Origin of the sequence: Pseudoalteromonas sp. SWXJZ10B (assembly GCF_015864475.1) — a bacterium.
Taxonomy (GTDB): domain Bacteria; phylum Pseudomonadota; class Gammaproteobacteria; order Enterobacterales; family Alteromonadaceae; genus Pseudoalteromonas; species Pseudoalteromonas arctica.
On sequence record NZ_JADYXD010000004.1, the window covers coordinates 81,513 to 94,353 of the forward strand.

Genomic DNA, 12,841 nt, shown 5'->3' on the forward strand with positions numbered 1-12,841 from the left:
CAGTTATGGATTCGAACAGTAATCAGTTTATTTTAGATTTAGGACAAGAGCATATTACCATTCAGCGACGATATGAAGCACTGGGAGCGTTTAACGATTTTTTGATTGCAGTGTGGTTTTTAATTGGCAGTTTTTTCTTTTTAAATGATGCATTAGTGCAAAGTGGCACATGGTTGTTTATAGCGGGCAGTGCTCAATTACTTATAAAACCTGTTTTGAAGTTGATCAGCTTAGTACATGTTAGTCGGGTATTTCATTCAAATAAAACACCATAAATAAAACCATAAATAAAACCATAAATACGACTCATGATGAGTTCAGTTATTATGGCTAATAATTTACCAGTATAAGTTATTTAAATATCAAGGATAGAAAAGTGAAAGTACTAAAGTGGATTGCAATTGGAGTAGCCGTTTTATTAGTTATAGGCTTACTAATTCCCGAAAAAATAAGGATCCCGGTACAAGGTGCCACAAATAAAGATTGGAACCATAATACGTTTTGGTACGAGCCTTGGGGTAGGTCGGGTGTGCACAAAGGAATTGATATTTTTGGCAAAAAAAATACTCCCGTAGTTGCCTCAACAAACGGTGTGGTTATATTTGCAGGTGAGCTAACTCGAGGCGGTAAGGTGGTTGCAGTACTTGGACCTAAATGGCGCGTGCATTATTTTGCACATTTAAATGACTACTCAGTAAGCACAGGTGATGTAGTAAGCATAAACAGTCAAATTGGCTTGCTGGGCGATACCGGAAACGCCGCAGGAAAACAGCCTCATGTGCATTATTCTATTTTATCCTTAGTGCCCATGCCTTGGTTTTATACAACGCAAAGCCAAGGCTGGAAAAAGATGTTTTTTTTAAGTCCACACGATAAATTAAAAACTAATTAGCCTGCAACTGGGGTTTTACCCGCGCGAATATTTTTAATGCTTTTAATAAACATATAAATACAGGTAGTGATTAAACAGCCTGCTAAATAAAACACAATACCGTTTGGTGCATCAGATAAATTTGCGGCGAGCATAGGACCAAATACCGAACCAATACTATAACTGAGCAGCATAACCTCAGTTGCCGATACTATTTTAGCCATTGGCAGTGAGTCGCACGCAAGTGTTATAGCAATCGGGTAAAGTGCAAAGCTGCACGCGCCTAGTATTAAGTAGCTCACTATTAATCCTGCTAAAGTATTTGCTTGTAATATACCCACAGCACCGGCTGCGCCTACTAAACAAAACATACCCATCAATAAGCTTTTTTCAAGCCGAGTAGATAAGTAACTCACAAGCGGCTGCACGACCATGCCGCCTAAAATAATAACCGCCATAAGTGTGCCTGTGTACTGAGCTTGATCAGCTTGCGCTGCAATATAAACCGGCATTAAGCCGTAAATAGGGCCCAGTAATAAGCCTGAAGCTAAGCATCCGAGCATTGCAGGGTGGCTTAGTGTTTTTATTTCTTTTAGTGGTAGTTTTTCAAGGTGCTGTTTTTCGGGCTGACCTTTGGTTATTAATAAAGGGGCTAAAATAGCTAAAAATAATAGCGAGGCTACAAATAAATAAGGCGTTGAACCTTCGGTGCCAAGCGGCCCTATAGCAAGCTGACCAACGGCGCTGCCCCCATAAAGTGAGGTCATGTATAAGCCCAAACGTTTAGCACGCGACTTTGCTGTATTGGTCATTAATAACCAAGACTCAACAACGACAAACACACCGGCAACAGCAATGCCCGCTACAAACCGAGCAATTAACCAGTTAATGGTATTTGGCAGTGCAAGTTGTGCAAGCACACTTACTATTAATAAACTTAAAAATAATATAAATGCGAAGCGATGACCAATTTTTACCACAATGCGCTCTATTGTGGTGGCGCCAATAAGTAAGCCAAAGTAAAAAATGCTCGCAAGCCAAGGCGCTAGATTTTCATCAAGTTTAAATGCGGGTAACGATAGCGGAATAAGGCTCATTAAAAAGCCCGAGGCAATAGCAAAAAATGACAGCCCTATAACAGGCGCTAAAGGGTTGTTTGGGGTGCTTGTGGCGGCTAGTTCGGCCATTTGTGTTTATCGACTCTTGAAGGTAAATAACCACTGTTTTAAAGTTTGAGAGGTTACTTTAATAATAAAATTTGCGCGAATTTAGAGCCAAATTAAAAATAAGTAAAGTGATATTTTATTAAACAATATAAATAAACTTTAAAACGATCTTTTTGGTAAATTATCGGATCTATTATGCTTTTTATTGTAGTGTTTTTATGTAGATATTGTTTTATATTTGTGAGCATTTATTTGGGCGTGTTGCTCTTTGTGGATTGAAATTTGTTCAATCTAGGGGCGATTTAATCGCGGCGCGAGGTTTGTAACCTAGCGGGCTAAGTAAAAACCGAGCAACAAAGAGTTAATCGTCCCTAGAAAGAACCCAAGGGGCAGCGCATGTTTGGCATTTATGCTGCGTTATCGCCTATTTATGGGGAACAACTACACTACATAGGCTCTGCCTTGCTTAAATACCAAACAGTCTGCTGCAAAATTAATCACGAAAGGTCAACACGCCCTAGTTAAACCCTATATAGAATAGGGTTTAACAGATTTTTAATGCAAGCTGACAGGCACATATCGCATGCTGCACGTAACTTTTTAAAGTTAATTAATATCCGGTGTTGAGTCTCTTAAAATAAGCTTTGGCTGAAACACGTGCTTTACTGTTATGCCGCTTTTTTTATAAATATCTTTAAGTACTAAGTTAGCCGCAGCTCGACCCATTTCGGGAACTGGGTTATCTATTGTAGTCAGTGTTGGGTAGAGGTAATTGGTAAAAATTACGTTATCGAACCCAATAATGGCTAAATCTTTTGGTAGGTTAAAACCGTGTTCGCGGGCGTATTTCATGGCACCCGATGCCATTTCGTCATTGGCACATACAAGGGCGGTTATTTGCGCTTTATTTTGAATAAAATGCCTTAAGCCGTCACTGCCGCCGGTTTCTTTAAAGTCGCCTACATAATATAAGTTTTCGTCAAAGGTTAGGTTGTATTCTGCTAATGCCTGTTTGTGACCTTTTAAACGGTTTGATGCATCTTCTTTAAACTGCGGGCCTGCTATGTACGCAATGTTTTTATGACCTTTGTTGATCATGGCTTTGGTGGCTAAGTAGCCGCCCATTACGTTGTCGAGGCTAATGCAGTTTTCTTCAATTTCTTTAACGTAGCGGCTCATTAAGTAAATAGGAGTTTTACCTTTACTCAGCTCAATTAGGTAATCATTTGATACTGCCTCTACGTGGGCAATAATAGCGTCGCAATTACGGCCTATTAAAAATTCAAAGCCGCTTTTTTCTTTTTTCTCATCACTGTGCCCAGGTGTAATAATAACGTGTTTACCCGCAATACGAAGGTGTTCTTCAATGGCTGACATCATTTGACCAAAAAACGGACCATCCAACTCAGAAACTAAAATACCGACGCTGTTTGTAGTACTCGAGGCCAAAGAGCGAGCAATAGAACTTGGCTGATAGCCTAGCTCTTTCATTGCTTCTAATACCTTTTTTTTAGTTTTTTTGCTTACGTAGTCGTTGTCGTTAAGTACCCTTGAAACAGTTGATAAAGACACACCTGCCATTTCTGATACTTGATAAATTGTCGCCATTGATGTCCTAGCTTATATGTGTTTTTACTCGCGCTTTATAAAAATATAAAGCGCGAAGAATCATTAAAAGTTAATTTACACATTACTGCGTCTAATTGCTAAGTCTTCTGTTATTTTTTGCGTCATCGCTGAAGTAAGCGGATAAATAAGCATCAATGCGGCGCCTAAAAAAGCAAATGCGGCAGGTATCCAGCTCATAAGTAACTGCATACCAGGTAGGGCTTGCGTAATTGTTAGCTCATCCATGCCGTTATAGCCGTAGCCTGCAAGTACCACTAATACTAATGCACCTGCAAAACCACCACCGGTTTTTTGCACAAATGTACCCGCAGAATAAATAAGGCCTGTAGCGCGGCGTTTGTTTTTCCACTCTGAATAATCGGCTGAATCACCAAGCATACTAAAAAATAATGTTGGCATCATCGCGGCAAAAAATTCAGCAGCGCAACCAAAGGTAAATACAGCAACCAGATTATCGCTAGGCACCCAGTAAAATGCAGTAGTGAGTATGCCGCTTAGCATTAATGATGCAATAAATAGGTTTCGTTTACCCATAATTTCGGCCAGTTTACCTGTGGCAAGTGCGCCTAATATAGATACAACCAACAAGGCGATAAAATATTGCCCAGCCATGAGTTCATTGGCTACGTGGTACTTAAAGTAGTACGCAATTACACCGTATTTTATGCCATTAAACATCATGGTTAAAAAACCAATGCCAAGTAACACCAACCAAGGTTTGTTGGTCAGAAGGTCAACCATGTCACGCTGTGATCCCGTTAAGCTTTGCTTATCTTTATTGAGTAATTTTTTAATAACGAATGTCATTGCAGCCATAACAAGGGCAAAAAATACGCCGCTGTATAAATCGCGGTAATAAAAAAACAAGGTGGTAGCAAGCAAAGGTAGGATTATAAATGGCAGGCTTTTGGTTAAATCAAACAACTCTGATTTTAAATTGCCTTCATTTGAGGCGTGCGGTGTTACACGCTCTTTGGTAGTCGCAAACGTTATAATCATTAAAATAATAAGTAAGCTGGCAAATAAGTACATAGTAAGCTGATAGCCTTTGGCATCGTCGCCGCCACCAAAAAAAGCTACTAGCTCAGGTAAAAAACCCATAACCAATAAGCCACCAGTAAATGCACCTGCAAACCTAAAACCAGAGAGCTTTGTGCGCTCTGTATCGTCTGGTGTCATTACGCCCATAAGTGCCGAGTAGGGCACGTTACTTACGGTGTAGGCAAGCGTTAAACCTATGTAGGTTACGTAGGCATAAATAAGTTTATTGGTGGTGCTAAAGTCGGGTGTAGTAAAACACAACACCATAAACAAGCCCAAAAATGGTGCCGAGTAGAGTATCCACGGGCGAAATTTACCAAAGCGCGACTGCGTTCTGTCGGCAATCATACCCATAATAATGTCGGTTACGCCATCAGATAGCCTTACCACCAAAAACAACATGGCAGCGGCGGCTGCCGATATGCCAAATGTATCGGTGTAAAACACCGCTAAATAAGCAAGCGCACCGCGCCATACTAAATTAGCGCCGGCATCGCCCATGGCGTAACCGACTTTTTCGTATAAAGGGAGTTTGTTCACAGTGTGTGTTCTTATTGTTATAAGCCGATAAATTATCGGCTAGTTATTAGGTTACTGTACGCTTTACCGCTGGCTTTAACAGTTCGTTTTTGTGTGTTGTAGTCTACGTGTACTATTCCAAAACGTTTTAAGTATCCTTCAGCCCATTCAAAGTTATCCATTAGGCTCCACGCAAAGTAACCATCTACTTTTACGCCTTGCTCAGCTGCGTTATGTAGGGCATTTAAATGCTCGTGGTAATATTCAATACGGTCGTTATCTCTCACTTCGCCGTCTTTAAATTCGTCAGCCATGGCTGCACCGTTTTCGGTAATATAAATAGGCGGTAGGGTGTATTTTTCGTTTAACGATACAAGTAATTCTGTAAGCGCTTTAGGATAAATTTCCCAGCCTATATCGGTCATTGGCGCTTTATGTGGCAGCTCATGGTAAAAGTCGGTTTCGCTTGCTTGATAATGCATGCGGGTATAAAAGTTAACCCCTAAATAATCCAGCGGTTGAGCAATTATTTCCATGTCGCCATCTAAAATATCTGGGCGGTGAGCTTTTGGTAATTGCTTAATAATATCAGGGTATTTACCTTGCATTACAGGCTGCATGTACCATTGGTTAATATAGTCATCAGCAAATGCAGTGGCTTTTAAATCATCTTCACTTTGGGTAACGGAGTAACAAGGCGTAAAGTTAAGTACAATACCGTTTAGCGTATTTGGGCTATTTTTAGCAAGTACTTGCATAGCTAAACCGTGACCTAGTAATAAGTGGTGCGCGGCTTTACGACCAAATTCGCGGCCTACTATGCCAGGCGCATGTACGCCAATTTCGTAACCTAAGTAAGAGCTACAAAACGGTTCGTTTAAGGTGGCGTAAGAGTGCACACGTTCCCCAAATGCTTTGGTAATTAAATCTGCGTAATGGGCAAATTCGTAAGCGGTGTTACGGTTTAGCCAGCCACCTTCGTCTTCAATGTGTTGTGGTAAATCCCAGTGGTACAGCGTTACAAAAGCTTTAATGTTACGGCGTTTTAATTCATCTAAAATGTCGGTATAAAACTTAACGCCTGTCGGATTTAAGTGACCGCTTTTAGTCATTACGCGCGGCCACGAAATTGAGAGTCTGTAAGCGTCTACACCTAATGACTCAATTAAGTTTATATCGTCTTTCCAGCGAGTGTAGTGCTCGCAGGCTACATTGCCATTTGAATTATCGACTATTTTGCCTTCTTTACTGCAAAAGGTATCCCAAATACATGGCAAGCGATCAGCTGCGCCGCCTTCAATTTGAAATGAGGCCGTAGCTACACCATAAGTAAAATTTTTGGCTAAAAGTGGTGAGCCACTAGGTAAAGATAATTGTTTCATTAAGAGAAAACCTCTGCTTCTTTGTAGTAAATTTTGCTTTTATTTATAGTTTATAAATTGCATTGATGGAAGCGCTTCCATATTTAATTTGATTAATCACTAAGGATGGTATTTAATAACTTTAAGGAAGCGCTTCCATATTTAGATTAGTGGCTATTGTTAAGCAGGTCAATAGTTAAATTTAAATAACAAATAGGCGTTTCACAAAAACACACTGACACAACACAGGGCTATAAAAATGAAAAAAAGCTTAAACACTAACAGGTTACGCATGCTCCCCATTTTAATAGGGGGGTTATGCGTTTTAAGTGCGTGTAATAAACAAGAGGTTAACGCTAATAATAGCCAAGGCGCCGTAGCCAAAAAGGCTGAGCATGAGCAAGGTGATTTATCACTTTGGCCAACGCTTAAAAGTAAGGTAGTGAAAACGCCTGAAATTGAAAATACAATTGCACAGTATTTAAAAACAATGACGCTTGAGCAAAAAGTAGCGCAGATGATCCAACCTGAGATTCGCGATATAACCGCTGCAGACATGCGCAAATATGGTTTTGGTTCGTATTTAAATGGCGGTGGCTCGTTCCCGAATGCTAATAAGCATGCAACGCCTGCAGATTGGATAACGCTTGCTGAAAGCATGTATCAGGCATCAGTTGATGACTCAATTGATGGCAGTAAAATTCCGACCATGTGGGGCACCGATGCAGTACATGGCCATAATAATGTGATTGGGGCGACGTTATTCCCTCACAATATTGGTTTAGGTGCTGCTAATAACCCCGCATTAATTGAGCGAATTGCAGCAGCTACTGCAATAGAAGTAATGGCAACAGGGATCGATTGGGTATTTGCACCGACTGTTGCGGTTGTGCGCGATGACCGATGGGGCCGAACGTACGAAGGCTACTCAGAAGACCCTGCAATTGTACGTGAATATTCAGCCGCAATTGTAAACGGACTACAAGGCAGAGCCGATGAAGACTTTTTAAGTGACAAACGCGTAATTAGTACTGTTAAGCACTTTTTAGGCGATGGCGGCACGGTAGATGGTGACGATCAGGGTGACAACATTGATAGCGAAGAGACGTTATATAACATTCATGCGCAAGGTTATATTGGCGGCCTAACAGCGGGTAGCCAGTCGGTTATGGCATCGTTTAATAGCTGGAATGGTAAAAAAAATCACGGCAATAAATACCTACTTACTGATGTGTTAAAAACAAAAATGGGTTTTGATGGCTTTGTTGTAGGAGATTGGAACGGACACGGACAAGTTGCAGGCTGTACAAATGAAAGTTGCCCGCAGGCTGTTAATGCGGGGCTTGATATTTTTATGGTACCAACGGATGCTTGGAAGCCACTTTATGAAAATACAATTAAACAAGTAAAAGCGGGCACAATAACAATGGCGCGAATAGATGACGCCGTGGCACGTATTTTACGCGTTAAATTACGTGCGGGTTTATTTGATAAACCAAGCCCCGCAAATCGAAAATATTCAGGTAAATTAGAACTAATAGGTGCGCCAGCACATCGCGATATTGCCCGCCAAGCGGTACAAGAGTCGCTAGTACTGCTTAAAAACAACAACCATTTATTACCGCTTAACCCATCAAGCAACATCCTGATTGCAGGCGATGCGGCTGATAACATTGGCAAGCAATCGGGTGGTTGGAGTATTACGTGGCAGGGAACTAATAATCAAAATGCAGATTTTCCTGGAGCAACGTCTATTTATGCGGGGTTAAAAACGCAAATAGAGGCTGCTGGCGGTAACGCTATTTTAAGCCCAAGTGGCACGTTTGATACCAAACCCGATGTAGCCATTGTTGTATTTGGCGAAGAACCATACGCAGAGGGACATGGCGATAAAGACAACCTTGAGTTTGAACGTAACAATAAACGTTCTCTTAAAATATTAAAAACATTAAAGCAGCAAGGTATTGCGGTGGTATCGGTGTTTATATCGGGCAGACCAATGTGGGTTAACAGCGAGCTAAACGCGTCAGATGCATTTGTAGCAGCATGGCTTCCTGGCACTGAAGGACAAGGCATTGCAGATGTTTTATTAGCGGATGCAAGTGGGCAGGTACAATACGACTTTAAAGGTAAGTTGTCTTTCTCGTGGCCTAAATCGCCACTACAAACCGCAGTAAATAAGGGCGATGCTGATTACTCACCATTATTACCCTATGGCTTTGGCTTAACGTATAAAGATGAAAGTACGCTTGCCAATAATCTAAATGAAGACTCAGGTGTTGATATTAGTAACCTTGCGCCGCTATCTATATTTAATGGCAGCTTTAAAACACCGTGGCGTTTGTTTTTAAATTCAACCAGCGAGCAGCACCAAGTAGCAAGTAACAGTGTAAAACTTGGCGGCATTACTTATCGCACTGAAGACAAAGCGATTCAAGAAGATGCGATGCAATTTAATTTTGATGGCACTGCAGCCAGCTACATCGAAATTAATAGTAATTTTACCGAAGACAAAGTGGCCTACATTGAAGCAAATTCGGCCCTTAGCTTTAGCTATAAAGTAAACCAAATACCTAGCTCACAGACATACCTTGCAATGAAATGCGAACAAGGTTGTGGTGGCGAGCTTGATATTACCAATGAGCTTAAAAATGCTGATTTAAATACATGGCAAACCATGAGTATAGATTTAACGTGTTTTGCTAAAAAGGGCGTTGATTTTGCCAGAGTAACCAGCCCTTTTATTATTAAAACGGCAGGAGAGCTTAACGTTTCAGTTGCAGATATTAGCTTTGAGCCACAAAGCGCTAAAACAGCAAAAATAAAGTGTGAGTAGTAGAGTGCTTATAAGTTGAGTTTATTGTGTGTTGTCTCAAAGCCCTAAGGGCGTGTTGATCTTTGTGGATTGAAATTTGTTCAATCTAGGGGCCATTTAATCGCGGCGCGAGGTTTGTAACCTAGTGGGCTAAGTAAAAACCGAGCAAAGCTTCCGCGTCCTGCTCACGCCCCTTACCTACATCCATGTAAGCAACAAAGAGTAAATTGCCCCTAGGCAGAACCCTACGGGCAGCGCATGTTTGGCATTTATGCTACGTTATCGCCTATTTATGGGGAATAACCACACTACATAGGCTCTGCCTTGCCTAAAAACCAAATATGCTGCTGCAAATTTAACCACCAAAGAACAATACGCCCTAGTAAGGGCTTTTTTTATGCTGGGCAATACTGCTTTAAAAACTCATGGTGAGGCGGTAATTGGCTTACGCGTTGCTCTATTTGTTGCTTAATACCGTGTAAAAAACGGGTGAGTTCTTCATCGCTCATCATGCTGGCTATTAAGTGATGTTGATTAGGCTCAATACCTTGGCCAAGCATAACTTGCACCCACGAGTCGACTCTAAAAATGTCGCCATCGTCTAAAAATACACGACCGGTTTGCTTAAACAAATCAATTTTATGTTGAAGGGTTTTTGGCACCTCCATCGCACTACAGTGTTGCCAAAACTCGCTGTCATCGCGATTAGTTACTTTGTAGTGCAGCACAATAAAGTCGCGAATATTTTCAATTTCGCTTTTAAGTTGTTTGTTGTATTCGTCAATGGCGTGATTAGTAATGCCATTAAACGGAAATAAACGCATAAAGCGAATAATACCCGACATAATTAAGTGAATGCTGGTGGACTCAAGTGGTTCAACAAATCCGCTGGCAAGGCCAAGCGCTAGGCAGTTTTTGTTCCAGCCTTTTAAGCGACGCCCTGTTTTAAATTTAATAATACGCGGCTCTGTAAGTGGCTCGCCCTCAATGTTATTTAATAGTAGCGCTTTGGCTTGTTCGTCATCCATATATTGGCTGCAATAAACTAATCCGTTGCCGACACGGTTTTGCAGCGGTATACGCCATTGCCAGCCGCTTTTGTGGGCAATAGAGCGGGTAAGTGGCAATACGGTCTCGCTGGTTGATTTTGTTTGCACGGCAATGGCGCTGTTACACGGTAGTAAATGCGACCAGTCTTCGTAGCCAGTATGCAATGCTTGCTCTATTAATAAGCCTCTAAAGCCGGTGCAATCAATAAAAAAGTCGCCGTTAATGTGCTCGCCATTATTTAAAGTAAGCGATTCTATATGGCCCGTTTTAGTGTTTTTTACTACTTTTTGTATTTTACCTTCAATGCGTTTTACACCTAATGGCTCTGAAAATTCACGTAAAAACTGCGCGTAACGTGTGGCATCCATATGGTAGGCATAGTTAATGGGATTTTGCTGATTAAACGCAAATTTACCGCCTTTAGCCGCTTGCAGTTCGTAGCAGTAATCGCCAAATGGATTGTTTATTCCTAAAGTTTTACCTTGCAGCCAAAAGTGGTGAAATTCACCCGCCCAGCATTCTTTGCCCGTTGCGCCAAATGAGTGAATATAATGGGTGTTTTCATCGCCCCAGTTTTCAAAGCTAATACCGAGTTTAAAGCTTGCTTGAGTGGCTTTCATAAATGCTTGCTCGTTTATACCCAGCAATTTATGAAATGTACGAATTGGCGGAATTGTTGCCTCGCCAACGCCCACGGTGCCAATATCGTCAGATTCAACAAGGGTTATGTTTATATTGTTGCCAATTAGTTTGGCAAGTGCCGCTGCGGCCATCCAACCAGCGGTGCCGCCTCCAGCAATTACTACGTTTTTAACAGCGTTTGTTTTAGTCATTATGTGGCTGCCCATTATTTGATAAAAGGTGATTTAAAAGCGTGCGATTACTTGGCAGTCCATTTAAGCACTGCGCTATTTTTTCGCGATTTTGCTGATAATAGTAATCCCCAGCACGTGGGTCGTTAAATGTATTTTGTGCAGATACTGTTTGTGTATTAAAGCCCATGCCATATAAAACGTATTGATAACTGCTTGATGAAAACACTTCTTCGTTTTCAATAAAATCAAAGCGGTTAGGGGGCTGAAATTGCCAAAGTTTAAGTAAGTTTTGCAGGCGCTCGGGCGCGGTATTTAAATTACTAATATCTTGCCAATAAGGAGTGTCGTCGCGCTCGCTTAGCACATAATGAAGTTTTAAAAACTCAATAACGCGCTGCCAACGAGTGCTAAAACGCTCATTAAAACGCGTTTCAAGCTGGCTCATGTGGGTGCGGTTTTGCGGGAGTTGCTCGCTTATCATGCTAATTGAAAGCTCAACCATGGCAAGTGCTGACGCTTCAAGAGGCTCTAAAAAGCCAGCTGACATACCTACGGCAACACAGTTTTTAATCCAAAATTTTTGCCTGTAACCAGGGCTGAATTTTAATACGCGGTAGTTAAGTTGCTCAGCTTGTTGCTCACTGGTACTTTTAGCTATGTAGCTTTTTAGAGTATTTGTTGCGCTTTCATCGCTTTGATATTTACTACTAAATACATAACCTGTACCACGGCGCGTTGGCAGGGCTATATCCCAAATCCAACCGTTACTTTGCGCTGTAGATAACGTAGCAGAGGCAACTGGCTGATCGGCGTGTGCATTAGGTATTTGCGCCGCAACAGCGCTGTTATTAAATAAAATATGATCTTGCGCTATAAACTCACTATTAAAATGCTCACCAATTAAACGAGCGCGAGAGCCTGAGCAATCTATAAATAAATCACCCGTTATATCGCCATTATTATTTGTTTTTAATGAGGCAATATAGCCATGCTCGTCGTTAATAACCTCGGTTACATCGTCGATAATATGCGAAACATTTAGGTTTTTAACGCAGTGATTTTTTAAAAACTCAGCAAATTTACCCGCATCTAAATGATAGCCATAGTTGGTAACTGCTGCATATTCAGGTGTTTGTAATTGCTTTGGTGCTAGTGCTGCTTGGCATACAAAGCTTTGCATATTAACAACGTCGGCAAATTTTTGGTTAGGTGCAATACGTTGCCAACTGGCGTGTAAATTAGTGTGCTCGTAGCCTTGTGGATTCATAAAAGGGTGGTAGTAGTTTTCTCCCTCGCTGAGGTTTCGCCAATTTATAAATTTAGAACCTTGCTTAAATGACGCGTCGCACTGGGTTATAAAATCACTTTCTTTAATGCCAATGCGCTGTAGGGTGTTGCGCATTGACGGCCACGTGCCTTCGCCCACACCCAATATAGGCACGTTTGCCGACTCAACTAACGTTACATTCAGGTGCGGGTGTTCGGCGGCTAATAAGCCTGCGCTTAGCCAGCCGGCAGTACCTCCACCTAAAACGACTATTTTTGTTATTGGTTTGATCATGAGTTAACACCCT

General features: G+C 41.4%; 9 protein-coding genes. 3 read left to right on the top strand and 6 right to left on the bottom strand.

What is annotated here, in order from left to right; genetic code table 11:
* Positions 1 to 5 precede the first annotated feature (5 nt).
* On the top strand, positions 6 to 275 hold the full coding sequence (locus tag I6F54_RS05410; protein ID WP_007583304.1) for a YrhK family protein: 270 nt from the start codon (positions 6 to 8) through the stop codon (positions 273 to 275).
* A gap of 101 nt (positions 276 to 376) precedes the next feature.
* Positions 377 to 892, top strand: a complete 516-nt coding sequence (locus tag I6F54_RS05415; RefSeq protein ID WP_197140130.1) for a M23 family metallopeptidase — start codon at positions 377 to 379, stop codon at positions 890 to 892.
* Here I6F54_RS05415 and I6F54_RS05420 read toward each other — a convergent pair.
* From I6F54_RS05420 to I6F54_RS05435, 4 genes are all read right to left on the bottom strand, one after another.
* Entirely contained in the window at positions 889 to 2,058 is a 1,170-nt protein-coding gene (locus tag I6F54_RS05420) for an MFS transporter (RefSeq protein WP_197140132.1), read from the bottom strand. The genes I6F54_RS05415 and I6F54_RS05420 overlap by 4 nt on opposite strands.
* A gap of 585 nt (positions 2,059 to 2,643) precedes the next feature.
* Positions 2,644 to 3,645: a LacI family DNA-binding transcriptional regulator gene (locus I6F54_RS05425; RefSeq protein ID WP_197140134.1), complete on the bottom strand. Its 1,002-nt coding sequence runs from the start codon at positions 3,643 to 3,645 to the stop codon at positions 2,644 to 2,646.
* A gap of 75 nt (positions 3,646 to 3,720) precedes the next feature.
* Positions 3,721 to 5,247, bottom strand: coding sequence for an MFS transporter (locus I6F54_RS05430; RefSeq protein WP_165741114.1), 1,527 nt, complete (start codon positions 5,245 to 5,247; stop codon positions 3,721 to 3,723).
* 32 nt (positions 5,248 to 5,279) lie between these two features.
* On the bottom strand, positions 5,280 to 6,608 hold the full coding sequence (locus tag I6F54_RS05435; RefSeq protein WP_165741113.1) for a GH1 family beta-glucosidase: 1,329 nt from the start codon (positions 6,606 to 6,608) through the stop codon (positions 5,280 to 5,282).
* Between the two features lie 238 nt (positions 6,609 to 6,846).
* Here I6F54_RS05435 and I6F54_RS05440 point away from each other — a divergent pair, with 238 nt between their 5' ends.
* Positions 6,847 to 9,423, top strand: coding sequence for a glycoside hydrolase family 3 protein (locus I6F54_RS05440; protein WP_197140136.1), 2,577 nt, complete (start codon positions 6,847 to 6,849; stop codon positions 9,421 to 9,423).
* Between the two features lie 374 nt (positions 9,424 to 9,797).
* Here I6F54_RS05440 and I6F54_RS05445 read toward each other — a convergent pair whose 3' ends face one another.
* Together I6F54_RS05445 and I6F54_RS05450 are read right to left on the bottom strand one after the other, a co-directional pair.
* The gene (locus I6F54_RS05445; protein WP_197140138.1) at positions 9,798 to 11,285 is read right to left on the bottom strand and encodes a tryptophan halogenase family protein; all 1,488 of its coding nucleotides are present in this window, start codon (positions 11,283 to 11,285) and stop codon (positions 9,798 to 9,800) included.
* Positions 11,278 to 12,828 carry a tryptophan halogenase family protein gene (locus I6F54_RS05450; protein ID WP_197140140.1) on the bottom strand — a complete coding sequence of 517 codons (1,551 nt, stop codon included), beginning with the start codon at positions 12,826 to 12,828 and terminating at the stop codon, positions 11,278 to 11,280. The genes I6F54_RS05445 and I6F54_RS05450 overlap by 8 nt, the downstream gene beginning before the upstream one ends.
* Positions 12,829 to 12,841: the final 13 nt, after the last annotated feature.